Below are 26,612 nucleotides of genomic sequence, written 5' to 3' on the forward strand. Positions count from 1 at the left end.
CGAACCCGCCCCCTGGATAGGCTGACCGCGTGAACTCACTGCTCCGATTCGCCGAGCGCCTGCCACGGCCCGTCATCGTCGTGATCGCCATCGCGGCCATCGGAATCGGCATCGCGCTGGCTATCCGTCCCACCACGGCGCTTGGCGTGCTGGCACTGCTCATCGGCGCGGGTCTCGTGCTCGCCGGCGTGCTCGAGGCCGTGTCGCCTGCCGTCGCCGGCGAGAGGATTCGGATGCTGCTCGCCGGGGCCCTGATCGCCGGGGGCATCTTCGTGCTCGTGGCGCCTGGGCTCACGGTGCGCGCTCTCGCGATCGTCGTCGGTGTGACTCTGATCGTGCGCGGCATGATCGGGGTGAGCGCGATCATCGGCGGGCGGAATCTGTCGCTCGATCGTCGAGTTGCCGAGGTGCTGCTCGGCGTCGCCGGCATCACGTTCGGCGTTCTGGCGATGATCTGGCCCGACATCACGCTGCTCGTCGTCGCGGTGGTGTTCGGAGCATCACTTGCGCTGTTCGGCGCCGGCGTGCTGATCCGGATGATGCTCGCCCGTCGACAGAGGAAGCAGACATCAGACCACAAGCCCGAGTCGCTGTCACGTCGCTGGTTCCGCACGATCGGCGCCGTCTGCGCGATCGCCCTCGCCGCCGGAGCGGTCGTCGTCAGCGTCACGCTGCGGGAGGGGAGTCCCGTGGTCGATGACTTCTATGCCGCACCGCGGACGGTGCCCGAGCGGCCTGGGCAGCTGATCCGCGCGGAGGAGTTCACCCGCGACATCCCCGAGAATGCGACCGCCTGGCGGATCCTCTACACGACAACCCACGCTGACGGCAGCTCCGCAGTGGCGAGTGGGATCGTCGTCGTGCCGGATGTCGGTGAGCAGCATCCGGTCATCGCCTGGCACCACGGCACCACGGGGTACAGCCCCGCGTGTGCGCCGTCACTGGCATCCGCTCCGTTCGAATCGGGCGCGCTGTTCGTGACCGACGCGATCATCGATCGCGGCTGGGCGCTCGTCGCCACCGACTACGTCGGGCTTGGAACCGAGGGTCCGCACCCGTACCTGATCGGCGACGACAGTGCCCGCGCGGAGCTCGACGCGGTGCGCGCCGCGCGTCAGCTCTCGGATGCTGAGATCGGCGATCAGACCGTGGCGTGGGGTCACTCGCAGGGTGGGGCGGCGTCCCTGTGGTCGGCTGCGATCGCTGAGGACTATGCGCCAGACGTGCCGCTGGAAGGTGCGGTGGCGCTGGCGCCGGCGAGCGACCTGCCGGCCCTCGTCGCCAACCTGGGCGACGTCGCCGGCGGCAGTGTGTTCGCCTCGTTCTTGATCACCGCGTACAGCAAGATCTATCCCGACGTGAGGTTCGCCGACTATGTGCGGCCCGGCGCTGAGGTGACGGTGCGTCAGATGGCGACGCGCTGCCTCGCCGAGCCCGCCATGCTCGTCTCGGTGCTCACGATGCTGGCGCTGAAGGACGACCCTGACATCATCTCGCGTGACCCGGCATCCGGCCCGCTCGGCGAGCGGCTCGAGCAGAACGTGCCGCCCGCCTCATCGGCGGTCCCGGTGCTGCTCGGACAGGGTGAGGTCGATGATCTCGTGCTCTTCGACATGCAGTCGGCGTTCGCGCAGCGCATGTGCGCGGAGGGAGCGCCGATCGACTTCCGTTCCTACCCCGGGCGCGATCATCTTTCGCTCGTGCAGGTGGGGTCGGATGCTATCGACGACGCATTCGCGTGGACGGACGACCGCTTCGCCGGGGTGGCCGTGGCCGATGCCTGCGGCGTGTGACATATTCGGAAGGACACGCCGCAAGAGCCCGCGCGACCGGAAACGTATACCGGTATTTCGGATGCGGGTGAGCGCCGTTCGTCCGGTCACTACGATGGACGCGTCGTGAGGACTGATTGACAAGCTGATCAGCCATTCTCGCTGTCACGGTCGAGCTGTTCCTGCGGGTGAGACGTCGTTCGCGAGCCCGATGCGGATGGAACCGCTTCCATGGCGTGATCAGAGCGTGATCTATTCCTCTTGCCATCCGGGATGTATTCAAGTCAATATGACTGCCAGGAGTCGCTCAACTGGGGAGACGGCGGCTCTCAACTCTGGGGCCGGAAACGGATAGGCCGGTGTTGCTGGGGCACACCTGTTCAATGAACCCGTTTCCGCCACCCGGGGCGGCTTGTCAGGCGATCACGGCCCGATTCGAGAGCGTGAAGCCAGTGCCGCACAGCGCTGGCAGAGAAGTTGTGCAGAAGCTCGGCCTGCGCGACCGTGTGCAGGCCGTGATCGCCGCGTACGAGTCGGGGCTGGTGGTCCCGGGCGGGGAGCGGTGAGGCAGGCGGGTCAGATGTCGCCCACGCCGCATAGGCTTGACCGCATGACTGACGTTCTGCCCTCCGGCCTTGCCGTCTCGGAGTTCAACCCCTCCATCCGTCCGCAGGACGACCTCTACCGCCACGTGAACGGCACGTGGCTCGAGGCCGCCGAGATCCCCGCCGACAAGGCGCGCTGGGGCTCGTTCCACCTCCTTGCCGAACAGGCCGAGAAGGACGTTCACGCGATCATCGAAGAGTCGCAGACGGCCGAGCCCGGCACTCTCGCCCGCAAGGTCGGTGACCTGTTCAGCAGCTTCATGGACACCGACGGCATCGCCGCCGTCGGCACCGCACCGCTGGTCGACCTGCTCGCCAAGGTCGATGCCATTGACGGCATCCCCGCCTTCCTCTCCACCGTCGGCACGCTCGACCGTGACGGCGTCGCCGCGCTGATCGGCGCGTTCATCGAGCCCGACCCCGGCAACCCCGAGCGCTACGTGCCGTTCGTGGTGCAGGCAGGTCTCTCGCTGCCCGACGAGAGCTACTACCGTCTCGACAACTTCGCAGACACCCGCGCCGCCTACCGCGCACACCTCGAGCGGCTGCTGGCACTGGCATCCATCGACGATGCCGCTGGCAACGCCGACCGCGCCTTCGCGCTCGAGCACGAGATCGCCGGCCACCACTGGGACAACGTCGCCTCCCGCGATGCGGTGAAGACCTACAACCTCAAGACGTGGGACGAGTTCCAGCAGCTCGTCGGCGTCGACCTCGCCCCGTGGCGGGATGCTGTCTCGTCGGCCAACCCCGACTCGTTCGCCGACCTCGTCGTGTACCAGCCCAGCTTCTTCGAGGGACTCGGCGCACTGCTGGTCGAAGACCGCCTCGACGACTGGAAGGCATGGCTGCGCGCCAAGGTCGTGCACGGCGTGGCCGCGTACCTCACCGACGACTTCATCGACGAGAACTTCTCGTTCTACGGCACCGAGCTCACCGGCACCCCGAGCATCCGCGAGCGCTGGAAGCGCGGCGTCTCGCTCGTCGAGGGATCGCTCGGCGACGCGGTCGGCAAGATCTACGTCGAGCGGCACTTCCCTGCCGCCTCGAAGGTCGCCATGGATGAGCTGGTCGCCAACCTCATCGAGGCCTACCGGCAGAGCATCGAGACGCTCGAGTGGATGAGCCCGGAGACCCGTCAGAAGGCGCTCGCCAAGCTCGCGGCCTTCCGTCCGAAGATCGGCCACCCCGATGTGTGGCGCGACTACGAGAGCATCGAGATCTCAGCATCCGACCTCATCGGCAACGCGCGCCGCGCGACCCAGTTCGAACACGACCGTCAGATCAACAAGGTCGGTCAGCCGATCGACCGTGACGAGTGGCACATGCCGCCGCAGATGGTCAACGCGTACTACAACCCGCTGATGAACGAGATCGTCTTCCCCGCGGCCATCCTGCAGTACCCGTTCTTCGACGCGAACCGCGATGCGGCCGCCAACTACGGCGGCATCGGCGCGGTGATCGGTCACGAGATCGGCCATGGCTTCGATGACCAGGGCAGCCGCTACGACGGCGACGGCCGTCTGCAGGACTGGTGGACGGACGCTGACCGCGCCGCCTTCGAAGAGCGCACCAAGGCACTCATCGCCCAGTACGACGCGCTCACCCCGCTCGGCCTCAGCGACGAGCACCGGGTCAACGGTGCACTGACGATCGGCGAGAACATCGGCGACCTCGGCGGCCTCGGCATCGCGCTCAAGGCGTACGAGCTGTCGCTCGACGGCGCCGAGGCTGCGGTGATCGACGGCTACACCGGAGTGCAGCGACTGCTGCTGAGCTGGGCACAGGTGTGGCAGCAGAAGAGCCGCGATGCCGAGACGATTCGCCTGCTCACGATCGACCCGCACTCGCCGAACGAGTTCCGCTGCAACCAGATCCTCAGCAACGTCGATGCCTTTTACACCGCTTTCGATGTGAACGAGGGCGACGCGCTGTACCTGCCCGAGGGGGATCGCGTCACGATCTGGTGAAGTCCGGTGTGAGGGGATGGAGGAGACGGCTACGATGAACACGGCAGTCGGAATCGTGCGCACGGGGGAGTGCGATTTCGAGGGCCGACTCCTCCCCCCTTCCCCGTAAGGAACTGCGTGGTTTCGCACTCCTCTTCCTCCCTCCCCGAACCCGTCGAGGGACCGCGCGCTGCGTTGCGCGGGTCTCAACGCGGCAGCAGGCGCACGCCTCGACGGGCCGCGGTGGGTCGCCGCTCGTTCAGTTCGAGCCTGCGCGCGCTGGAAGAGCTTGCGCAGTCCGGAGCCCAGGTCTCGGTCCACGTCGCCGACCTCGACAGCGGCGATGTCGTGCTCTCCGGCGACGACCACGTCGCGCTCCCCATCGCCGGGCTCGGTGTGGTGCCTGTTCTCGTCGAAACCGCAGCCGGCCTCGACGTCGGCCGGATCGATCCGCTGCAGATCGTAGACCGGGTGCGGGCGCATTTCGTCACCGGTTCGGGCCTGTGGCGCAGTCTGCGCGCCCCTGCGCTGCCGATGATCGACCTCGCCGTCCTCGCCGCTGCGGCCGGGGATCCGAACGCTGCCAACACCCTGCTCGACGTCGTCGGACATGACCAGGTGCGCGCGCGCATGGTCAGCCTCGGGATGCCCCGGAGTGCCGTGCTCGATCGGTTCCGCGACAAGCGCGGCCCGGACGACGCCCCGCACGTCGCCGTCGGCACGACCCGCGAGTTCGCCGGCCTGTTCGCCGCGCTGGTGAACTCCACGGTCGTCAACGCCGCCGTCAGCGCGCAGGTGTCGGAGTGGCTGAGCCTGAACCATGACCTCAGCCTGGTCGCCGCGGCCACCGGGCTGGATCCGTTCGCGCATGAGCAAGACGCGCACGGGCTGCTGTTCATCAACAAGACCGGCCGCGACCGGGGCGTGCGCGCCGAGGCCGGTGTGCTCGCCGGACCCCGCGCCGGCGTCGCCTACGCGCTCACGGTCTGCTTCGACGATCTGTCGATCAACCACCGCCTGCGTGCACATGAGGCGTTCCGCATCCTCGGCACCGACCTGATGGAGTACGTGCACTGAGACCGGGGTCACGGCTCACGGATGCTCGGTGAGCCGGCATCCACTCGTCACCGTCGCTGACTCGCGCCGCGTCGGTTCCGGTCGCAATAAGTCGCGCCTGGCGAGCGCGCAAGCGGGAGAAATTGCGACCGGAACTGTGCGGATGACCGTCGGTGCGGGAGAAATTGCGACCGGAACGCGGGTCGCAGCCCGATCAGTCGCGCAGCGCCGGGCGCTGCTCGGAGTGCGGATGCCGCGGGATGAAGAACGTCAGCACGAAGGCGAGGATGCCCGCCGCGATCGCCAGCCAGAACGAGAACTCGAAGGCGTCGCGGGTGGGGATCGCGACGCCGTCGACCTGCGTGCTCATCGAAGCCAGCACGCCGCCCATGACCGCGGAGGCCGTCGACGTGCCCACCGAGCGGAACAGCGCGTTCAGACCGTTCGACGCGCCGGTCTCGTGGGCGGGCACGGCGCGCATGATGATCATCGGCATGGCCGCGAACGAGAAGCCGATGCCGACGCCGATCAGCAGGTTGGCCACGATCAGGTGCCAGACCTCGGTCGACCACAGCAGCACGAACGCGTAGGCGAGGACGATCGCGGCGGTGCCGACGGTGAACAGCGGGCGCGGCCCGACCGTGCGCTCGAGGAACCCCGACAGGGGCGAGATCACCATCATCACGACGCCGGAGGTGGCCACGACCAGCGCGGCGGAGAACACGTCGAGTCCGAGCCCCGACCCGGTCTCGACCGGAAGCTCGAGCAGCTGCGGGAAGGTCACGTTCGACGCGAACAGTGCGAAGCCCATGCAGATCGCCGCGACGTTGGTGAACAGCACCGCTGGGCGCACGGCGACGCGCAGGTCGAGCAGCGGATCCTTGGCCTTCAGCTGGTACCAGCTCCACAGCACCAGCACGACGATGCCGCCGATCAGCATGGCCAGCGAGGCCGGGGCCGTCCAGCCCCATTCCGCGCCGCGCGATACGTACAGCAGCAGTCCGGTCAGACCGATCGCCAGTCCGATCGCGCCGACGATATCGAGCTTGCCAGGGGAAAGCAGCACATCCGCCGGCACGACCAGCACCACGAGCACGGCGCCGATCAGGCCGAGCCCGGCGGCGAGCCAGAACAGCGCGTGCCAGTCGGCGTTCGCAGCCAGGTAGGCCGCCACTGGCATCCCGATCGCGCCGCCGACGCCCATCGTCGCGCTCATCAGCGCCACCGCGGTGCCGAGGCGCTCGGGCTTGAGCACATCGCGCATGATCGCGATGCCGAGCGGCACCACGCCGGTCGTCGCACCCTGCAGGCCGCGACCGATGATGACGCCGACGATCGAGGTCGACATCGCCGCGATCACCGACCCGACGATCAGGATGATCAGCAGCACGATGACCACGCGCTTCTTGCCGTACATGTCGCCGAGGCGCCCCGAGATCGGGGTGGCGACGGCGGCGACGAGCAGGGTGATCGTGACGACCCAGCTGGTGTCCTCGCGCGAGGCGTTCAGCAGATGGGGAAGGTCGGCCTGCAGCGGCACGACCAGCGTGAACATGAACGCCGAGCACAACCCGACGAAGGCGAGCACCGCGACGATCGCTGCGGGAGGAGGTGTGCGCGTCAGGCGCTTTCTTGCCCTGTCATCCGCATTGCCCATCAGATCAGCGTATCGGCCTCAGTCGTCGAGGTGCGGAAGCACAGTCTCGGCGATCCCGTGCAACTGGGTGATCTGCTCGTCGCTGAGGGTCTTCGTGACGTAGCGGCACACGGCCTCGTCGTAGGCGGTCTTGGCCTTCGCGTGCGCGGCGCGGCCGGCCTGGGTGAGTGCGATCTCCTGCCCTCGGCCGTCTTCGATGCAGGTGTCTCGGGTGATGAGTCCGCGCTGCTCCATGCGACGCAGCTGGTGTGAGAGGCGGCTCTTCTCCCACTCCAGATCGCAGCCGAGTGCGACCGGCCGCAGCGGGGCATCCGATCGCGACAGTGCGCCGAGGATCTCGTAATCCGCCTCGGAGAGCCCGGACGCCGCCGTCAGCTCGCGCGCGATGCGGGCGGCGAGCCGTGCCCGCATGCGCTGGTACGAGTCCCAGGCCTGCAGCGCGGTGGCGTCGGTGTGTTCCATGTGCATCAGTGTAGTTGACGTATCACCTAATTGCGATACACTCGATTCAGCGTCAAGTTGACGTATCAACTACAACTGTTCGGTCGGAGGACCATCGTGGGGGACAAGCCCGTGCTGACGAAGATCGCCGTTCTCGGAGTGGGCCGCGTCGGCACCGCCGTCGCGCGCACCGCAATGCAGGCTGGGTTGGCTGTCAACGTCGCCGCTTCCAAGGGCGCCGAGGAGATCGCGCTGATCGCCGAGATCATCACGCCGGGCGCGGTCGCGATGACCGCGGCGGATGCTGTCGCCGACGTCGACCTGGTGGTGCTGGCCGTTCCGCTGCACAAGTTCCGTACCGTCGACCCGCGCATGCTCGACGGCAAGATCGTCATCGACGCCATGAACCACTGGCACGACGTCGACGGCCCGCTCGAGGACGTCACCGGCGACCCCCGGAGCACATCCGAGATCGTCGCCTCGCACCTGGCGGGCGCGCGCATCGTGAAGGCGCTGAACCACATCGGGTACCACGAGCTCGAAGAGGACGCGCGGCGCGACATCGCATCGGGCGCCGAGGGGCGCGGGCTTGAGAGCCGCCGTGCTCTCGCGTACGCGACCGACGATGCGGATGCTGCCGCAGCGACCCATGAGCTGCTGGACCGGTTCGGATTCGAGCCCGTGTTCGCCGGCGCACTGGCATCCGGAATCGCCTTCGAATCCGGCACCGACATCTTCAACGACAGCTTCGACGCCGTCGGCATGCGCGCTGCGCTCGCCGACGCGGGCATCCCCGCGCTCGTCGCGGCCTGATCATCACTTCACTTCGGAAGGCACATCTCATGCAACTCGGCGCCTACAGCTTCGGCGACACCCCGCGCGACGCGGATGGCACACTCGGCAGCACGTCCGACGCGATCCGCAACCTCTTCGACGCGATCGTGCACGCCGACCAGCACGGCCTGGATTACTTCGGCGTCGGTGAGCACCACACGCTCGACATGCCTGCGTCGTCGCCGGGCGCGATGATCGCCGCGGCGGCGGGGGCCACGAAGAACATCATCCTCGGCAGCGGCGTCTCGGTGATCAGCACCGATGACCCGATCCGGGTGTTCCAGCAGTTCGCGACCGCAGACGCCGTCTCGGGCGGGCGCGTCGAGATCACGGCGGGACGCGGCTCGTCGGTCGAGTCGTTCCCGCTGTTCGGCTACGACCTCGCCGACTACGACCGCCTGTACGAGGAGAAGCTCGAGCTGCTGCGCGCGGCGAACGATGCAGGATCCGATGCCCGTGTGACCTGGTCGGGCACAGTGCGCGCACCGATCGACGGTCTGGAGGTCGTGCCGCGCCCGGTGCGCGGACGCCTGCCGATCTGGGTCGGCACCGGCGGCAGCGCGCCGTCGAGCATGCGCGCAGGGCGACTCGGCATGCCCGTGTCGTACGGCATCATCGGCGGAGCGCCGGCGCGCTTCGCGCCCCTCGTCGACCTGTACCGGCGGACCGCGGCTTCTGCGGGTCATGCCGGGGATGAGATCCGCGTCTCGGTGGCCGCTCTCGGGCTGATTGCACCGACCAAGCAGGAGGCGCTGGACCGCTTCTACCCGGGGTGGCACGCCATGAACATGTCGATGGTCGAGAAGCGGGGCTGGCCGGCACCGCAGACCGAGCACTTCCTCGCCCAGGCGCACGGCGCCGGCGCGTACTACGTCGGCGACCCGGATGACGTGGCCGAGCGGATCGCAGATCTGCACGGACACCTCGGTCACATGCGGCACTTCCTGCAGATGGACTTCGGCGGCCTGCCGCAGGAGCACTTGCTCGAGTCAATCGAGCTGCTGGCCACCGAGGTCAAGCCCCGCGTGGAGCGCCTGCTGGCCGCCAAATAAGGCACCGGGCGGACGGCTTCGTGCTGCGCGTCCATTCGCCGAGCGCACGGCTTCCCGCCCAGTGCACGAGGTATTGACGTGAACAGCTCGTGCGTTCGGCGAGATCCCGTGCTCTCGACGGAGTGAACAGCGGCGACGGAGCGGTAACGTCGGGGGATGCTTCCTGAAGACTGGACGCCGCACCGACGGGACGACGGCGAGCTGCTGGGCTGGATCCATCCGTCCGGCGACGAGTGGGTCGCCGTCGATGTGCTCGGACGTGTGGCATCCGACGCCGTCGACTGGCTCGACGCCGAGGCGGCGCTGGAAGCGGTCGGCCTCGCCTGGCTCGCCGACGTGTGGATGCTGGAGGGCGAAGCCCCCGGCCCGCTGCGCGTCCGCTTCATCGAGGTCACGCCGTCGGTCGGCTCTGAGATCGGCAGGGTCGTGGTGAAGGTCGACGACTTCGGTGACATGCAGCGCCCGCCCACCGAGCGCTTCACCCTGCCGTGGCCGGCGCCCGCTCGTCTGCGCCCCGCTCGCCCCGGCGACCCCGACGGCCGCACGCTCTGACACTGCGCCCGTTGGCGCCGCGTGCACGGCTTCTTGGCGCCGAGTGCACGGCTTGACGCCGAGTGCACGGGAAATCCGCGCGAATACCCCGTGCAGTCGGCGAGATCCCGTGCTCTCGACGGTGGGGGCGGGGCAGGAACCGGGGGTGCGCGGGCCGGTAGGGTGGCGAGCATGAGCAATGTGGCTCCGAACGACCCGGCGGCCGCGCGAGGCATCTCGCGCCGCACGCAGTCCGATATCTACCGCGCAGGCATCAGCGGTGCCCTTCCGGCGGTGCCAATCGACGCGCAGAAGCTGGATGCTGCCGCCGAAGCAGCCCTGACGAAAGAGGCGTACGCCTACATCGCCGGTGGCGCCGGTGGCGAGGCCACGATGAGAGCCAACCGCGCGGCGTTCGACCGCTGGCAGGTGTGGCCAAGGCCGCTGCACGATGTGGCCACCCGCGACCTGTCGGTCGAGTTCCTCGGACGCACCAGGCCCACGCCGCTGCTGCTGGCACCGCTGGGGGTCATGGAGCTTGCGCACCCTGAGGCCGATCTCGCCGTCGCGCGGGCGGCAGCATCCGCCGGCGTTCCCTACGCGATCTCGAATCAGGCATCCTTCCCGATGGAGCGCATCGCGCAGGCCGCCCCTGGCGCTGCGCGCCTCTTCCAGCTGTACTGGTCAGCATCCGACGAGCTCAACGCATCCCTCCTCGGCCGCGCCGAGGCATCAGGATGCGAGGCGATCGTCGTCACACTCGACACGCACCTGCTCGGCTGGCGCACGCGCGATCTCGACCTCGCGTACCTGCCGTTCACGCGCGGGATGGGCATCGCGCAGTACACCAGCGACCCGGTGTTCCAGCAGCTGGTCAAGGACCGGGCATCCGCTCCCGCCGCCGGCGGCGACGCCGTCAAGGTGACGCCGAAGACGATCGCCGCGGGCGTCTCGATCGCACGCAAAGGCGCGGCGCTGACCGGCAGCCGCAGCCTGCGCGACAACCTGCGCTCGCCGCTGCCTCGCACCGCCGTCGAGACGTTCCTCGACGTGTTCTCCACACCGAGGCTCACCTGGGACGACCTCGCGAACGCGCGCGAGTGGACGTCGCTGCCGATCATCCTGAAGGGCATCGTGCATCCCGACGACGCCGAGCGCGCAGTGGATGCCGGACTCGACGGAGTCTGGATCTCGAACCACGGCGGCCGGCAGATCGACCGCTCGGTGCCGACGCTCGACGTGCTGCCCGAGATCGCCGAGAAGGTCGCCGGGCGGGTTCCGGTGGTGTTCGATTCTGGCGTACGCGGCGGAGCGGATGCTGCCATCGCCCTCGCTCTGGGAGCCGATCTGGTCGCACTCGGGCGTCCATACGCCTATGGGCTCGGCATCGCAGGGGAGGCCGGCGTTCGCGAGGTGATCCGCAATGTGCTCGCAGAGCTCGACATCACGCTGGGTCTGGCCGGGTTGACATCGGCGGGGGAGCTGGATCGCGACGCGCTGCGCGCGGTGTGACCTGCGGCCCCGGTGACGGCTGCTCGCTCGCCGCGCGGCACGATCGCGCCCGGTCGTGATTCCATGGACGCATGAGCGCACACGACGAGCCCACTGCTGAGCAGCATCCCGCCGACACCGATTGGCACCGCTGGGCGCCGATCGGGCAGACTCTCGACGCGAGCGGCACGGTCGGCAGTGGTCCGGAGCCCAGCATCGCGGCCTTCGAACTGCTGCCGCTGGAGCCCATGCTGGTGCCGGAGAAGCCGCGCGGCGGAGAGCTCGACCAGTCGCAGTGCCACCACTGCAAGCCGTCGCCCTACGTGATCTGGCAGGACGACGAGTGGCAGGTCAGCGGCGGCATGCAGGGCCCAAGCGGGCTGCCGTTCATCGGCGCCATCTCGCCGCGTCGGCACGTGAAGCTCGAGGATGCCCCGATCGAGGTGCTCGCAGGACTCGGTCCTGTTCTGCAGCGGGTGTCGGAGGCGGCCAAGGCCATCCCGGCCGTCGCCCGCTGCCACTTCTCGCGCTGGAACGACGGCTCGGCGCACCTGCACCTGTGGGCGTACGCGCGCCCGGCCGGCATGATGCAGGGGCGCGGCGCGATCCTGCCGTACTGGGAGCAGAGCATGCCGGCGATGCCCGACGAGATGATGCAGGAGTACCTCGAGATCGTCGCGCACGCGCTCGCCGCAGGTGGCGGCGAGGCGTTCCCGAACCGCTGAATTGACTCTCCTGCAAGGGGAGAGTGGATGCTGGAATCATGTTGGGAATCGGTGAGTTCGCAGGATTGACGGGCCTCAGCGTGAAAGCGCTGCGGCACTACGACGACAAGGGTGTGCTGACACCGTCCGACGTGGACGATCGGTCGGGATACCGGCGCTACACCGAGGCGCAGGTGCGCGCCGGCGTGGAAGTGCGAGCGCTGAGGGATGCCGGTGTCGCGCTGCCGGAGGTCGCGGCCGCGCTTGCCGTCGATGATGCACTCGGGGCGCTGTCGGACCATCAGGAGAGGGTGCGGGTGCGGCGCTCCGAAGAGGACCGCGCGTTCGCCGACGCCGAGACCGCTCTGCGCGCTCTGCGCGTGCCGGTTGAGGTCATGGAGCGGCGCGTGGATGCCGTCCCGTACGTCGGGCGCGTGATCACCGTGCCGGTGGATGCTGCGGACGAGCTCACGGACGACCACGCCAATCACCTGTTCGAAGTGCTCTTCGCGCAGGTTCATGAGGCCGGCCTCGGCCCCGCCGGCACGTTCTGGACGACGATCCGCGCCGGCGACCGCGGTCAGGTGGAGCTGGTGTGCTGCTGGCCGACCGTGCGGCAGGCGGATGCTGGATGGGGTGGCCCCGATACAGAGGTGGCTGTGCTCCCCGCGCGCACCGAACTCATCGCGACGTGGCGGCCCGCCGCCGGCGAGGAACTGCCGGACGGATACACGCACCCGGCCGTGGTGGCCCTGTTCGAAGCCGTCGGAGCGCGGGGGATCGCGCTGTCTGACAGTGAGGTGCGGCAGCGTGTGCACGGCTCGAGCGATCAGGACTGGTGCGTCGAGGTGGCGATCACCATCTGATCGCGCGCGTTCGCCGGGCGCCGGTTTCGGCATCCGGGGTGAGAGGGGCAGACTGGGGTCGTGCGCACGATTCGAGATCTCGACACCGTTGAACTGATCATCGAGGCCCAGGGCCTGCTGGATTCCATCCGCGGACCCGAACGCGTCATCGATGCCGGCACGCTGCGCGCCCTTGAGCAGTCGGGCAACTACGTCGTCGGGCTGTTCGACGGCGATGACGGCGACGAGCGCATGGTCGGCGCGTCGGTCGCGTTCTTCGGCGCCCCTGGCAAGCGCACCATGCACTCGCACATCACGGCGCTGATCCCCGAGTACCGCGGTCGAGGCTGGGGCCGTGAACTCAAGGAGCACCAGCGCCAGTGGGCGTTCTCGCGCGAGGTCGGCCGCATCACGTGGACCTTCGACCCGCTCGTCGCCCGCAACGCGCACTTCTTCCTCACCGTGCTCGGCGCACGCGTGACCGGGTACGTCGTCAACCAGTACGGCATCTTCGGCGGTGGCGACGCGGGCGACGAGAGCGACCGGTTCGACGTGGAGTGGGCGCTCGCCGACATCGCGAAGCCGCCGGCATCCGACGCCGTCGTCGCGACTCTCGAGATCCCGACCGACGTCGAGACCATGCGTCTTTCGGACCCGGATGCTGCGCACGAATGGCGCCTGCGCCTGCGCGGCGAGATCGAGCAGCTGCTCGCCCAGGGACTGCGCGTCGCCGGCTTCGAACCCGCTCGCGGCTACCTCTTCACGAAGTAGGCAGCACGAACGCCCCGGTCTCGCCGGGGTTGATCGCGATCTCCCAGCGGAAGCCGTCCGGGTCGGTGAAGTACCCCGAATAGCCGCCCCACTCCCGGTGGGTGGCGGCCGAGACGCGGGCGCCGAGCGCCGCGGCCTCGGCGAGCACAGCATCCACCTCCGCCTCTGTGGCGAGGTTGTGCGAGAGCGTGATCGGGGCGAGGCCGGATGCCGGGGCTTCGCCGATCTCGGCGGTGAAGCCCTGCACGCTCCACAGTGACAGGATGACGCGGTCGGCGACGGCGAACATCAGCACGTCGTCGGATTCGAAGATCGGATGCCAGCCGAGCCCGTCCACGTAGAACGCGCGACTGCGCTCGACGTCCGCTACGGCAAGGGTGATGAAACTGACGCGCTGATCCATGCCGACACTCTGCCACGGGCATCCGACGTCAGCGCACACCCTTCATCAGCGCGAGCACGGGGCGCGAACCGAGCAGCAGCGCGATGCCCATCGCGATCGCGATGGCGCCGAGGATCAGGAAGTACGGCACCTCGTCGGTCGGGTCGTAGAACTGCGCGAGCCATCCGGCGATCGCGGTGCCCAGCGCCACCGACAGGAAGTACAGCGACACCATCTGCGTGTGGAACCGCGCGGGGGCGAGCTTGGTGGTCACCGAGAGCCCTGGAGGCGAGATGAACAGCTCAGCCACGGTGAACACGAGCAGGATGAACACGATCGCGATCAGCGGTGTCGCGTTGGCCGCGCCGTTCGCCCACGGCAGGAACAGCAGGAACGCGACACCCATGATGATCGCGCCGAGTGAGAACTTCACCGGCGCAGCGGGCGCCCGGTTGCCGAGCTTCGTCCAGACGAGAGCGAACACTCCGGACAGGATGATCACGAAGATCGGCCCGATCGAGTTCACCCAAGAGACGGGCATCTCCCAGCCGAAGATCGAGCGGTTCAGGCGCTCGTCGGAATAGATGGTCAGCACCGTGAACTGCTGCTGGTACAGCGACCAGAATCCGACGTTCACGATGAACAGCGGGATGAATGCCACGACCCGCGATCGGGCATCCGCGTCGATGTGCTTCGACGAGATGATGACGAAGAAGTACGCGATCGCCGCCACAAGGGTCACCAGGATCACGACCGCGGCGAGGTTGTCGGCGCGGATCACGCCGACCAGCACCAGCACGACGAGCAGGGCGAGCGCGCCGACGGCGATCCAGATCATGCGCGCGTAGCGATCCGCGGGGAGCGGGTTCGTCACGACACGGGACGATTCCGGCAGCTGCTTGCGGCCGAACGAGTACTGGATCAGGCCCAGCCCCATGCCCACCGCCGCTGCGCCGAAGCCCCAGTGGAAGCCGACGTTGTTCTGCAGCACACCGGTGATCAGCGGGCCGAGGAACGCACCGAGGTTGATGCCGAGGTAGAACAGCGAGAAGCCGGCGTCTCGGCGCACATCATCTGCAGAGTAGAGCGTGCCGACGACCGCTGTGGCATTGGCCTTCAAGCCTCCGGAGCCGACGGCGACGAGGATCAGGCCGACCCCGAGCCCCCAGACGTTCGGCAGCACGGCCAGTGCGATGTGACCGGCCATGATGACCCAGGCGCTGTAGAACAGCACGCGCTCCGAGCCGAGCAGGCGGTCGGCGAGCCAGCCGCCGAGAATCGTCGACAGGTACACCGTGCCGCCGTAGGCGCCGACGATGCCCGTCGCGATGCCGCGGTCGATGCCGAGGCCGCCCTCTGTGACCGAGTAGTACATGTAGATGAGCAGGATGCCCTGCATGCCGTAGAAGCTGAACCGCTCCCACATCTCGACGCCGAAGACGTGCGCGAGCGCCCATGGCTGCCCGAAGAAGCGAGTGTCATTGTCGCCGGATCCCCGCGTCAGCGATGGTGTGCTCATGTGCTGAAGGTAGCCCGGTACAGGGCCGCGCGGTAGCAGGACCCGCCTCATCCGCCGAGGGAACCGCCGGTAGGATTGAGGATGCCCGCCGTTCACGGGCGATTCCCCGTAGCATCCGACCATTGGAGCCACCGTGGCCGAACAGTCCCGTCTTGACAAGGTCATCGCCCTCGCCCGCCACCGCGGGTTCGTGTTCCAAGCGGGTGAGATCTACGGCGGTTCCCGATCGGCATGGGACTACGGCCCCCTCGGCACCGAGCTGAAGGAGAACATCCGCAGGCAGTGGTGGCAGACCTTCGTGCGCGGACGCGGCGACATGGTTGGGCTCGACTCGAGCATCATCCTGCCCAAGCGCGTCTGGGAGGCCTCCGGCCACGTCGCCACGTTCTCGGACCCGCTGGTCGAGTGCCTGCAGTGCCACAAGCGCCACCGCGAGGACCACCTCATCGAGGCATACGAGGCGAAGAAGGGCCGCAAGCCCGAGAACGGCATGGCCGACATCCCCTGCCCCGACTGCGGCACCCGCGGTCGCTGGACCGAGCCGAAGTCCTTCTCGGGTCTGATCAAGACGTACCTAGGCGTCGTCGATGACGAGTCGGGCCTGCACTACATGCGCCCCGAGACGGCCCAGGGCATCTTCGTGAACTTCTCGAACGTGCTCACCGCTTCGCGCAAGAAGCCGCCGTTCGGCATCGGCCAGGTCGGCAAGGCGTTCCGCAACGAGATCACGCCGGGCAACTTCATCTTCCGCACCCGCGAGTTCGAGCAGATGGAGATCGAGTACTTCGTGCCGCCGGCTGAGGCGCAGGAGTGGTTCGAGCACTGGGTCAAGGCATGCTGGGACTGGTTCATCGACCTGGGTGTCGACCCCGAGAACATGCGCCAGTTCGACGTGCCAGAGGATGAGCGCGCGCACTACTCGGCCGGCACGATCGACTTCGAGTACCGCTTCGGCTTCCAGGGCTCGGAGTGGGGCGAGCTGATGGGTGTCGCCAACCGCACCGACTACGACCTGTCGAGCCACAGCGAGGCCTCCGGCCAGAGTCTGACCTACTTCGACCAGGCGTCGGGAGAGCGTTACACCCCCTACGTGATCGAGCCGTCGTTCGGTCTGACCCGGTCGATGATGGCCTTCCTCGTCGACGCGTACGAAGAGGAAGAGGTGCCCAACGCCAAGGGCGGCACCGACACCCGCACCGTGCTGAAGCTCGACCCGCGCCTGGCGCCGGTCAAGGTCGCTGTGCTTCCGCTCTCGCGCAACGAGCGCCTCTCGCCGCTGGCGCGCGAGGTGGCCGACACGCTGCGCGGCCGCTGGAACATCGACTTCGATGACGCCGGGGCGATCGGTCGCCGCTACCGTCGTCAGGACGAGGTCGGCACCCCGTTCTGCGTCACCGTCGACTTCGACTCGCTCGACGACCGCGCCGTCACCGTGCGCGACCGCGACACCATGAGCCAGGAGCGCGTGCCGCTCGACGCCCTCGAGACCTACCTCGCGGAGCGCCTGCGCGGAGCCTGACCCGCTCTTCTCACACGCCGCCCCTGCTGATCGTCGCCGCCCCTGCTGGACGACGCGATTCAGCAGGGGCGGCGGCGTTGTGCAGGGGCGGCGACGGAAGTGCGCTGGCTAGAGTGAGCGCATGAGTGCACTGTCGGACGCTGGATCGCTGATCGAATCGGATGCTGTCGCACGCGACAACCGGGCGAGACGGCGCACCTGGGTGATCGGCGGCGCGCTGCTGGTGCTGTCGGCGCTGGTCGTATTGGTGCGGGTGCTCACGTATCGTGCCGGCATCGTCGGCGAGTCGCCGGCCTGGGCGTATTACATCAAGGATTGGCTGTGGGGGATCGGCGCATTGATTCTGGTGATCGGCCTCGGCCGTGCGGGCAGCATCACCGGCCGTCGACCATTCGCCACGATCTTGGTGATCCTGCAGATCATCGTCGCCTCGCCGGCGGCAGCGTGGTACCTGTCCACCCGTCTGCCCGATCTTCCGACGAGCACACACGCCGCGGAAGACGCCTGGACCGCCGTGTTCATCCCCTACTACCTCGCGGTCTTCGCACTCACATTCACCGCGGCACTTGCGATCGGCCTGGTGCGTGCGGTGCCAGCGCCCTGGTGCTGGGCGCCGTCGGTGGCGTTTCTCGTCGCGATCGTCTTCGGATCCGCGGTATCTGGGGGAGCGTACGTCCTGGGCGGGTTCAGCGTCGTCTACCTGCCGGTGATCAGCACTGGGCTCCTCGGCATGCTGGCCATCGTGCTGGGCATCCGCGCGGGGCGCGACGAGCCTGCAGAGACGAGAAGACCCCTCCCGGAATTCCAAGAGGGGTCTGCTCAGCGTTAGCTCAGAAGTCTTCGCCTTCGGCCTGCGAGGGGTGCTTGTCGAACCAGTAGGGGCGGCCGATGTGCAGGTGGGCGTCGCTGTCGAAGAGGGTGCTGTCGTCGCGTTCCATGAGTGGCTCCTTTGCGCGTGGATGAGGTCTACCTCCAGCCTCACTCAGGGTTCACCACTCTTATGGCGGATTCGATGCGAAAGAAACGCCATTCCTCAGCGATTGACAAGACGACAGGTGCCGCAGGCCCTGTCGCACCGATTCCGGGCATCCGACGCTGTTGACGAGAAAGGCGATCCGCTCGCAGCAGGTCGATCTCTGAGAAATCGACCTGCTCACGGCGGATCGCCTTTTCCGGGCGGGCGCGCAGCGCGCCGCCCACGTCAGCGCGCCTCAGGCGCGGGTGATGCGCACGGTGCGCACCTCGAACGGGCGCAGCGACAGCTTGCCGCCCGTGCGAGCGTCGTCGAGGTCGTCCTCGATCAGCGAGACCTCGCGGATGCCCGAGTGCGCGAACCCGACCGACAGCGCCCCCGTGGTGCGGCGACCGAGCGACTCGTACACGCGCACGATGACATCGCCGGAGCGGTCGTCGGCCAGCTTCACCGACGACACCACGATGCCTTCGCCGGTCACCGAGACCAGCGGCTCGACCTCGTTCGCTCCGCGGACCAGCGTCGCCGGCGCGTTGAGCTTGATGCCCTCCGCGGTGGCGATGGCGGCATCAGCGCCGATCACGAAGCCGACCTCGATCTCGTGGTGGCCGTGGTCGGTGTCCGGGTCGGGGAAGCGCGGAGCGCGCAGCAGCGAGAGGCGCACGGTCGTGGTGATGTCATCACCGTCGACCTCGCGCGACGTGTCGAAGCCGTAGATCGAGTCGTTCACGAGGGCGGCGCCGAAGCCGTCGTCCTCCTGCGCGAGCACGAAGCGGTGCATCGAGGTCTCGAACTTCGCAGCCTCCCAGCTGGTGTTCACATGCGTCACCCGGCGCTGGAAGCCGAACTGCGTCTCGGCCAGCGTCTCGCGCGCGAAGAGGTCGAGCGGGAAGGCGAGCTTGAGCAGCTTCTCGGTCTCGTTCCAGTCGATGTCGTTGATCAGCAGCACCGTGCGCGAGTCGGCTCGGAGCACGATGGTCTGCTCGATCGTGGACTTCGAGAACTCCCGCTTGATCAGAACGGTCGCCGCGCCGTCGATGACGGATGCCGAGATCGATGCGACCCCGGTCAGGTCGTCGACCCGGTTCTTGTAGTACCGATCGATGTCCCATGCATCCCACATGTTGGGGAAGTCCTGGTGCATCTGGAACAGGTTGGCGGGCTTGCCGGCGGGGATCGTCTCGCGGCCGGTGGCCTTGTCGATCGCCGAGATGATCAGACCCTCTGCCGAGACGACGACCGAGACCAGGTCGTTCTCCAGGCGGAAGCCGTCCGGCAGCTCGGTGAGAGTCGCCGGGCCGCTGCCGAAGTCGGCGGCGGTGACGGCGACGGCGCCGAGAGCGCGGTCATCGGATGCTGCCGTGAGCGAGGTCGGAGTGAAGCGCAGCAGCGTGTCACCCTCGCCTGCGAGGGCGTCGCGTGCCGCGGTGGACAGCTCTTCAGCATCCGAGATCACACCCGTCAGCACCTCGACGGCTTCGCGGTGCACCCACGCGATCGAGGTGCCGGGCAGGATGTCGTGGAACTCGTGCAGCAGCACGAGCTGCCACAGCCGGTCGAGCTCTTCGTACGGGTACTCGGTGCCGTGCTGCACGGCAGCGGTCGCCGCCCACAGCTCGGCCTCGATGAGCGCCTGCTCCGCCCAGCGGTGCAGCGCCTTGGTGGCGTGCTGGCTGGTGAGGGTGCCGCGGTGCAGCTCGAGGTAGAGCTCGCCGACCCAGACGGCGGGGTCGGTCAGCTCGGCGCGAGCGTCGTCGAAGAACTCGTCAGGGTGCTTCCACTCGACCTTCGCCGAGCCCTCGAGGTCGGCCAGACGCGACGCCTTTCCGGTCATCTCGCGGGTCGTGCCGCCGCCGCCGTCACCCCAGCCGACCGGGGCGATCGACATCGTGCCGACACGGTTCTCCTTGAACTGGCGGGAGGCCTTCGCGACCTCCATGCCGCTCAGCTGCGAGTTGTACGTGTCCATCGACGGGAAGTGCGTGAACATCCGCGAGCCGTCGATGCCCTCCCACAGGAACGAGTGGTGCGGGAAGACGTTGCGCTGGTTCCACGAGATCTTCTGCGTGAAGAACCACTCGAAGCCGGCGCGGCGCATCAGCTGCGGCAGCGCGGGGGAGTAGCCGAAGCTGTCCGGCAGCCAGACGCCCTTCGACCGGATGCCGAATTCACGCTCGAAGAAGCGCTGGCCGTGCGAGAACTGGCGCACCAGTGACTCGCCGGTGGGCATGACGGTGTCGGACTCGACCCACATGCCGCCAAGGGGCAGGAACTTCCCGTCGGCGACGGCTGCCTTCACGCGCTCCCAGACCTCGGGGCGGTGCTCCTTGATCCAGGCGTACTGCTGCGCGCTGGACATGCCGTACTTGAAGTCGGGCTGCTCGTCGATGAGCGTCGTCATCGACGAGGTCGTGCGGGCGACCTTGCGGATCGTCTCGCGCACCGGCCACAGCCAGGCGGAGTCGATGTGCGCGTGACCGATGGCGGCGATGCGGTGCGCGCTCGCGTCGGCGGGGGACGCCAGCACCTCGGTCAGCTGGGCACGGGCATCCGACGCGGTCTCGACGATGCGCTGCAGGTCGAGCGCATCCAGCGCGTTGTCGAGCGCCTGCAGGATGCGCATCCGGCGCGGGGAGGTCTCGGGCAGCTCTGCCTGCAGCTCGATGAGCACCTCGAGGTCGAGGGACAGGTCGAACACCTCCGGCTCGAACACGGCGAGGTCCATGTGCCGCACGCGGTACAGCGGCTCGGGGGACGAGGTCTGGATGTCACCCTCCTGCGTCGGCAGGAAGGGGTGGTAGTCGAGCAGCACCGGGTTCGATGCGCCTTCGAGGTAGAACTCGACGGCACTGCCCGGCTCGGCGTCGATGGCCACCCACTGGTTGCGCGGGTTGATGCTCTTCAGGGGCGTGCCGTCGGGGCGGTACGCGAGCGCCTCGCACTGGAAGCCGGGCATGTTGATGTCGAAGCCGAGATCGATGAGCGCCTCGATGCGCTTGCCTGCCCAGTCCGCCGGCACCTCGCCGCGCACGCGGAACCAGGTGGTGCTCCAGGCCGGGCCCCACATGGTGCCGGCGCTGAACGGCTCGAACTCGAGGGCGAGGCCGTCGGCCGGGGCGATCGGCTCGCCGGGCAGCTGGTTCGCGGTGATCTCGAGCGGGACGCGCGCCGAGTGGATGGCGGGCCGCACGCGCTCGGTGAGGACGCGGTTCACGCGTCCGACGGTGAGCGAGGTCTCTTCGTGCATCGGTGTGTCCTCCGGGTGGCGGAATGTGGGGTGGCGGATTGTACGTAAGAATGTGGGGAAGTGCTCGCACTGGGGACGAGCAACTAAAACGATCTAGTACGGTGAGTCTATGTCACGGTCCAAGCGTGTCACCATCGCGGACATCGCGCGAGAGGCGGGGGTCTCTCCCGGCGCGGTTTCCTTCGCGCTGAACGGGCGCCCCGGGGTGAGCGAGGAGACGCGTCAGCGCATTCTCGAGATCGCGGATCGCCACAGCTGGCAGCCGAGCTCGACAGCGCGCGCGCTGGTGGGCGCGAAGGCCGGTGTGATCGGGCTCGCCGTCAACCGCCCCGCGCGGACGCTCGGCACGGAGGCCTTCTTCACCGAGCTCATCGCCGGCGCGCAGTCGTCGCTCGCGACGCGGCGCATCGGGCTGCAGCTGGTGGTGGTGCCCACGATCGAGGACGAGATCTCGACCTACCGGCGCTGGAGCAGCGCGAACCAGGTCGACGGAGTGATCATGCTCGACCCGCGCGACGACGACCCCCGGCTGCCGGTGCTGCGTGATGTGCAGCTGCCGGCCGTGGTGATCGGCAGTGCGCCGCCCGCCGGCGATGACGACGGCACGGTGGCGGTCTGGCTGGATGACGCCGAGGCGGCGCACACCGTCTTCGACTACGTCGCCGGGCTCGGGCACCGCCGCGTCGCCTATGTCTCGGGTCCGGCCGTCTTCCAGCACACGCGCATCCGCGCGGACGTCCTGGAGGGGCTGGCGGCACGGGGGGTCGACGGCGAGACGATCGCCACGGACTTCTCGCCGGCCGAGGCATCGGCCGCCGCGCGCAAGCTGCTCAGTCGCACCGAGCGCCCCAGTGCGATCGTTTTCGACAACGACGTGATGTGCATCGCGGGGCTTCGGGTCGCGCAGGAGATGGGCATCGCCGTGCCGGGGGCGCTGTCGCTGGCATCCTTCGACGACTCAGTGGTCGCGGGGCTTGTGCATCCGTCGATCACCGCCCTCACGCGCGACACGTTCGAGCTGGGCGTCCGCTCTGCCGAGCTGCTGCTCGCGCGACTCGACTCCGCCGACGCACCGCGCGATCGGCAAGGGCCACGACCGACGCTGTCCGTGCGCGAGAGCACGTCCCGCCCCGGCGCCTGATCGCCCCGGCGCCAGGCCGCGTCACGCCGCCGTCAGGACCGCGGAAGCCAGGACACCGGATCCCAGCCGAACTCCGCTGCCCAGCCAAGCAGGTCTGCGCGCAGGGCGGCGGCGATGGTCGGATGCTGGGCAGACACATCCGTGGTCTCGGCCGGGTCGGCTGTGAGGTCGACGAGGATGCTGCTGGCCGGATCGAACGGCCCACCGAGATGCTCCCGTGCCGACAGTGTCAGCTTGTACCGCCCTCGACGGGCGGCCAGCTGCGGACCGTACTCCCAGAACAGGGTGCGCTCATCGAGCAGGGTGCGCTCATCGGCATCCGCTCCTCGCAGCACCTCGAGAACGCTCTGCCCGTCGATGCCCTCAGCGGCAGGGGCGCCGGCGGCCTCGAGCAGCGTCGGCAGAAGATCCATCATGGTCGCCGGCGCAGTCAGCGAGACGCCCTGCGGCAGGCAGGCCGGCCACGAGATGATCGCCGGCACGCGGATGCCGCCATCGAACAGTGAACCCTTGTTGCCGCGAAGGCCGCCGCTCGAACCGCCCTGGTAGTCGATCTCCTCACCGTTCAGCCAGTTGCGGCTCTCGGTCGACGGGCCGTTGTCAGACGAGAAGAACACGATCGTGTCATCGGCGATGCCCGCAGCGTCCAGGGCATCGAGGATCCGGCCGACCCCGTCATCCATCGCGGCGATCATCGCGGCCATGATGCGACGGTCATCGGGCAGGCCGGGGAACCGATCCATATACTCGGCGGGTGCGTGCATCGGGTAGTGCGGCGCGTTGAACGGCACGTACGCGAAGAACGGCTCGTCGCCCGCGCCGGCGATGAAGTCGACCGCCTTCTCGGCGATGACCTCGGTCAGGTACCGGCCGTTGTCGTACACCTCCTCGCCGTCGTCCCACAGGTCGTGCACCGGATTGACGCCCTGCCCCCAGTAGAAGATGTGCGAGTAGTAGTCGACGCAGCCGGCGAGGAAGCCGAAGTGGCGCTCGAATCCGCGGTCGAGCGGGCGGTACCCGTCACCGACCCCGAGGTGCCACTTGCCGAAGATGCCGGTGCGGTAGCCCTCATCACGCAATCGTGTGGCCAGCGTCGGCTGCTCGGGCAGGCCAGGGGTGCCGCGCTTGCCGCCGAGGATCTCCTGCACCCCGGCATGCACCGGGTGGAGCCCCGTGAGCAGCGCCGCGCGCGACGGGGAGCACACCGGGGAGTTCGAATACCAATCCGTCAGACGGATGCCACGGGCGGCGAGTCCGTCGAGGTGCGGCGTGCGCACGTCGTCGCTGCCGAAGCATCCGACGTCGCCGTAGCCCAGGTCGTCCGCGTAGATGACGACGACGTTCGGACGGCCCATCAGCTCACGACGGTGTTGTTCGAGGAGTACGTTCCGACGCCCTTCGTGAGATCGGGGCGCAGCAGCTCGGTGATGCCGCGGGCTGCGAGCACAGTGGCATCCGACGCGTCCTTCGACGTGACGAAGGCAGGGTCGACGCCGTCACTGATGGCATCCACCCATGCCTGGAAGATCGCGCCGCCCGGGCTCATCGCTCCGCGGCTGACCGGGATCTCGTCGTCGTCCACCTCGACGACGATGCCGAGCGTGCGGGCCGGCGTCGCCTGACGCGAGCGCAGTTCGGGGATGATCTCAGCGAAGCGCCTGCCGATCGGCTTGGCCGTGCCGTCGTTCGCGATAAGCCCCAGCGAGTACTCCAGCTCGGGATAGTCGGCGAGCGACCGGCTGACGTCATGCGAGCACCACCAGGTGACGCCCCAGAGATTCTCCGTTCGTGCGGCCGACCGCACGGTCGCCTCCAGGAATCCGGGGGTCTCCTCCGGCGTCAGGCAGTTCGAGGGTGCCCCGACCTCCTGCAGCCAGATGGGCCGGTTCGGGTCGGTCGCGAACGCGCGCGACAGCTCGATCATGTACTCGGCATGACGATCGGATGCCAGGGACGTGCCGCCGTACCGCTGCGCGGTGCCGTTGAAGATCCAGGAGTGCACGGTCGTCATGGCGCCGAGGCGCGACGCGTGGGCGGGCGTGAAGCCGTGCCCGTCCATGTACCAGGCGGCGTCGTACTCGCTGTGCACGTGCTCCTGCCGCGGCGCGGAGCGATCGGCCGCGTCGAGCAGCGTGGTGATCCAGTTCGCCGCCTCTGCCGGGGTGACGGGCCACTGGTGCGGGTGGGTCTCGGCCGAGAACTGGTTGGTCTCGTTGCCCAGCGTGAAGCCGAGGAAGTTGTCGGCGCCGCCCAGCGCAGCACCGAGCCGCTCGACCAGAGCGACCTGGCCGCTGAGGGCATCGGGGTGCGTGAACATGTTCTTGTCGTGCCAGGTGTACAGCCACGACGGCACGAAGTCGAAGCTCGACAGGTGCCCCTGGATGACGTCGACACTGGCATCCATCCCGAACTCGGCCGCCACGTCGACCACCGCGCGCACGTCGGCGACGGCCTGCTCGCGGATCAGGGTGCGGTTCGGCTGCAGCACCGTCCACAGCGGGAAGATGCGCACGTGGTCCATGCCGAGTTCGGCGAGGCCGGCGAAGTCGCGACGCACGTCGTCCAGGTTCAGCGACAGCCAGGAGTGCATCCACTCCGTCGCCGGGGTGTAGTTCGCACCGAAGCGCAGAGGGGTGTCGGGGCTCATGAAGTGCGTCCTTCCGGAACGGGCTGTCGAGGATGCGGGGAGTCGCCGAGCGCGAGTTGCAGATCCCACAGCTGCAGGGTCAGCTCGTCCCGGATGCCCGAATATGCGGGGTCGAGGTGCATGCTGTGCAGTTCGTGAGGATCCTTCTCGAGATCGAACAGCTCCCACTCTGGCGGGTAGGTGACGTTGCTCGCGTTGGGCAGTCCCATGCCGTCGGCGTAGAAGTAGATGAGCTTGTACCGCTCGGTGCGGATGCCGTAGTGCGCCCACACGTGGTGCATGTGGTCGTCGTGCTCGTAGAACCGGTAGTAGTGCGCGGCGCGCACCGGTGCGGGGTCTTCGCCGGTCAGCATCGGGGCGAGGCTCGCGCCCTGCATGGCGGCGGGGGCGGCGACGCCGGCGAAGTCGAGGATGGTCTGCGCGATGTCGACGTTCGAGACCAGGGTGTCGGATGCCCGGCCTGCGGCGACCCGCGATGGATAGCTCAGCACGAGTGGCATCCGCAGCGACTCCTCGTACATGAAGCGCTTGTCGAACCAGCCGTGCTCGCCGAGGTAGAAGCCCTGATCGGATCCGTAGACCGTGACGGTGTCATCGAACTGGCCGTTCTCGGTCAGGAAGCCGGTGAGCGCCTGCACGCTCTCATCGACGGCGGCCACGCAGCGCAGATAGTCCTGCATGTAGCGCTGGTACTTCCACACGGCGCGCTCGGCATAGTCGAGCTCGGTCGGCGGCTGCTGCTTGAGGTCGACGTCGGCCAGGTAGTCGGCGATGCGCATCGTGGCGTGGTGCGCTGGTGTGCCCCGGCCCTCGTAGTCGTCATCGAACGTCGGCGGCAGCGGGATCGGGTCGGTGAACAGGTCGCTGTGACGCGGATGCGGCAGCCACGGGCGATGCGGCGCCTTGTGCCAGACCAGCACGCAGTACGGCTCGTCGCCCTGCTCGGCCATCCAGGAGAGCGCCCTCTCAGTGAGGACATCGGTGACATACCCCTCATGCTGCACTGGGCCGTCAGCGGTGAGGAACTGCGGGTCGAAGTACTCGCCCTGATCGGGCAGCACCTCCCAGTGGTCGAAGCCGGTCGGGTCGTAGCCCTCACCATGACCGAGGTGCCACTTGCCGAACATCGCGGTGCGGTACCCGGCGGCCTTCAGCGCCGTGATGAACGTCTCATGATCGTTCGACAGCTGCGTCGAGAGAGTGGTCACCGCACTGGTGTGGCTGTAGGTGCCGGTGAGGATGGCCGCGCGGCTGGGGGTGCACAGCGAGTTCTCGACCAGTGCGCGATCGAAGCGCATTCCGGCCTCGGCGATCGCGTCGATGCCTGGGGTGGTGTTCACGACCGATCCGTAGGCGCTGATCGCGTTCGAGGCGTGATCGTCGGTGAGGATGAACACGAAATTGGGTCGTCTGTGCACGCTCATCGTGGCCTCCTTGTCGGCGATGCGGAGTTATGCAGGTGTGATTCCAGGGCGT

General features: G+C 68.3%; 22 protein-coding genes. 13 read left to right on the forward strand and 9 right to left on the reverse strand.

Annotated elements, in window-relative coordinates:
• Positions 1-29: 29 nt before the first annotated feature.
• The 3 genes from MNR00_RS01535 to MNR00_RS01545 all read left to right on the forward strand — a co-directional run bounded on the left by MNR00_RS01535 (position 30) and on the right by MNR00_RS01545 (position 5,403).
• Positions 30-1,793 (forward strand): lipase family protein, encoded by a 1,764-nt coding sequence (locus tag MNR00_RS01535; RefSeq protein WP_241927415.1) that lies wholly within the window; start codon positions 30-32, stop codon positions 1,791-1,793.
• 589 nt (positions 1,794-2,382) lie between these two features.
• The gene (locus MNR00_RS01540; protein ID WP_241927416.1) at positions 2,383-4,347 is read left to right on the forward strand and encodes a M13-type metalloendopeptidase; all 1,965 of its coding nucleotides are present in this window, start codon (positions 2,383-2,385) and stop codon (positions 4,345-4,347) included.
• A 222-nt stretch (positions 4,348-4,569) separates the two neighbouring features.
• On the forward strand, positions 4,570-5,403 hold the full coding sequence (locus MNR00_RS01545) for a serine hydrolase (protein WP_241927417.1): 834 nt from the start codon (positions 4,570-4,572) through the stop codon (positions 5,401-5,403).
• Positions 5,404-5,596: 193 nt separating this feature from the next.
• On the opposite strand, the gene MNR00_RS01550 is transcribed toward MNR00_RS01545, so the two are convergent.
• Together MNR00_RS01550 and MNR00_RS01555 are read right to left on the reverse strand one after the other, a co-directional pair.
• Positions 5,597-7,039, reverse strand: a complete 1,443-nt coding sequence (locus MNR00_RS01550) for an MFS transporter (protein WP_241927418.1) — start codon at positions 7,037-7,039, stop codon at positions 5,597-5,599.
• Positions 7,040-7,057: 18 nt separating this feature from the next.
• Positions 7,058-7,501 (reverse strand): MarR family transcriptional regulator, encoded by a 444-nt coding sequence (locus tag MNR00_RS01555; RefSeq protein ID WP_241927419.1) that lies wholly within the window; start codon positions 7,499-7,501, stop codon positions 7,058-7,060.
• A gap of 96 nt (positions 7,502-7,597) precedes the next feature.
• Here MNR00_RS01555 and MNR00_RS01560 point away from each other — a divergent pair, with 96 nt between their 5' ends.
• The 7 genes from MNR00_RS01560 to MNR00_RS01590 all read left to right on the forward strand — a co-directional run bounded on the left by MNR00_RS01560 (position 7,598) and on the right by MNR00_RS01590 (position 13,708).
• Positions 7,598-8,293, forward strand: coding sequence for an NAD(P)-binding domain-containing protein (locus MNR00_RS01560; protein WP_241927420.1), 696 nt, complete (start codon positions 7,598-7,600; stop codon positions 8,291-8,293).
• Positions 8,294-8,322: 29 nt separating this feature from the next.
• Positions 8,323-9,366, forward strand: a complete 1,044-nt coding sequence (locus MNR00_RS01565) for an LLM class flavin-dependent oxidoreductase (RefSeq protein WP_241927421.1) — start codon at positions 8,323-8,325, stop codon at positions 9,364-9,366.
• 156 nt (positions 9,367-9,522) lie between these two features.
• Positions 9,523-9,918, forward strand: a complete 396-nt coding sequence (locus MNR00_RS01570) for a hypothetical protein (protein WP_241927422.1) — start codon at positions 9,523-9,525, stop codon at positions 9,916-9,918.
• 171 nt (positions 9,919-10,089) lie between these two features.
• Positions 10,090-11,409 (forward strand): alpha-hydroxy-acid oxidizing protein, encoded by a 1,320-nt coding sequence (locus tag MNR00_RS01575; protein WP_241927423.1) that lies wholly within the window; start codon positions 10,090-10,092, stop codon positions 11,407-11,409.
• Positions 11,410-11,480: 71 nt separating this feature from the next.
• Complete coding sequence (locus tag MNR00_RS01580; protein WP_241927424.1) at positions 11,481-12,113, forward strand: hypothetical protein; 633 nt, start codon at positions 11,481-11,483, stop codon at positions 12,111-12,113.
• Between the two features lie 38 nt (positions 12,114-12,151).
• On the forward strand, positions 12,152-12,958 hold the full coding sequence (locus MNR00_RS01585; RefSeq protein WP_241927425.1) for a MerR family transcriptional regulator: 807 nt from the start codon (positions 12,152-12,154) through the stop codon (positions 12,956-12,958).
• Positions 12,959-13,018: 60 nt separating this feature from the next.
• On the forward strand, positions 13,019-13,708 hold the full coding sequence (locus MNR00_RS01590) for a GNAT family N-acetyltransferase (RefSeq protein WP_241927426.1): 690 nt from the start codon (positions 13,019-13,021) through the stop codon (positions 13,706-13,708).
• On the opposite strand, the gene MNR00_RS01595 is transcribed toward MNR00_RS01590, so the two are convergent.
• The gene (locus MNR00_RS01595) at positions 13,698-14,111 is read right to left on the reverse strand and encodes a VOC family protein (protein WP_241927427.1); all 414 of its coding nucleotides are present in this window, start codon (positions 14,109-14,111) and stop codon (positions 13,698-13,700) included. The two genes, MNR00_RS01590 and MNR00_RS01595, sit on opposite strands and share 11 nt — an antisense overlap.
• A gap of 28 nt (positions 14,112-14,139) precedes the next feature.
• Positions 14,140-15,609 carry an oligopeptide:H+ symporter gene (locus tag MNR00_RS01600; RefSeq protein ID WP_241927428.1) on the reverse strand — a complete coding sequence of 490 codons (1,470 nt, stop codon included), beginning with the start codon at positions 15,607-15,609 and terminating at the stop codon, positions 14,140-14,142.
• Positions 15,610-15,742: 133 nt separating this feature from the next.
• Here MNR00_RS01600 and MNR00_RS01605 point away from each other — a divergent pair, with 133 nt between their 5' ends.
• Positions 15,743-17,128 (forward strand): glycine--tRNA ligase, encoded by a 1,386-nt coding sequence (locus MNR00_RS01605; RefSeq protein ID WP_241927429.1) that lies wholly within the window; start codon positions 15,743-15,745, stop codon positions 17,126-17,128.
• A 121-nt stretch (positions 17,129-17,249) separates the two neighbouring features.
• Entirely contained in the window at positions 17,250-17,957 is a 708-nt protein-coding gene (locus tag MNR00_RS01610; protein ID WP_241927430.1) for a hypothetical protein, read from the forward strand.
• A 149-nt stretch (positions 17,958-18,106) separates the two neighbouring features.
• On the opposite strand, the gene MNR00_RS01615 is transcribed toward MNR00_RS01610, so the two are convergent.
• Positions 18,107-18,328, reverse strand: coding sequence for a hypothetical protein (locus MNR00_RS01615; RefSeq protein WP_241927431.1), 222 nt, complete (start codon positions 18,326-18,328; stop codon positions 18,107-18,109).
• Between the two features lie 11 nt (positions 18,329-18,339).
• Entirely contained in the window at positions 18,340-21,348 is a 3,009-nt protein-coding gene (locus MNR00_RS01620; protein WP_241927432.1) for a glycoside hydrolase family 38 C-terminal domain-containing protein, read from the reverse strand.
• A 109-nt stretch (positions 21,349-21,457) separates the two neighbouring features.
• Here MNR00_RS01620 and MNR00_RS01625 point away from each other — a divergent pair, with 109 nt between their 5' ends.
• The gene (locus MNR00_RS01625) at positions 21,458-22,489 is read left to right on the forward strand and encodes a LacI family DNA-binding transcriptional regulator (RefSeq protein WP_241927433.1); all 1,032 of its coding nucleotides are present in this window, start codon (positions 21,458-21,460) and stop codon (positions 22,487-22,489) included.
• Positions 22,490-22,521: 32 nt separating this feature from the next.
• Here MNR00_RS01625 and MNR00_RS01630 read toward each other — a convergent pair whose 3' ends face one another.
• The 3 genes from MNR00_RS01630 to MNR00_RS01640 are packed head-to-tail and all read right to left on the reverse strand — an operon-like array spanning position 22,522 to position 26,560.
• Entirely contained in the window at positions 22,522-23,844 is a 1,323-nt protein-coding gene (locus tag MNR00_RS01630) for a sulfatase-like hydrolase/transferase (protein ID WP_241927434.1), read from the reverse strand.
• The gene (locus MNR00_RS01635) at positions 23,844-25,136 is read right to left on the reverse strand and encodes a glycosyl hydrolase (RefSeq protein ID WP_241927435.1); all 1,293 of its coding nucleotides are present in this window, start codon (positions 25,134-25,136) and stop codon (positions 23,844-23,846) included. Before MNR00_RS01635 ends, MNR00_RS01630 begins: the two co-directional genes overlap by 1 nt.
• A complete protein-coding gene (locus MNR00_RS01640) occupies positions 25,133-26,560 on the reverse strand; it encodes a sulfatase (RefSeq protein WP_241927436.1) in 1,428 nt (475 codons plus the stop codon). Before MNR00_RS01640 ends, MNR00_RS01635 begins: the two co-directional genes overlap by 4 nt.
• Positions 26,561-26,612: the final 52 nt, after the last annotated feature.

The organism is Microbacterium sp. H1-D42, from assembly GCF_022637555.1.
In the GTDB taxonomy this organism is placed as follows: Bacteria; Actinomycetota; Actinomycetes; order Actinomycetales; family Microbacteriaceae; genus Microbacterium.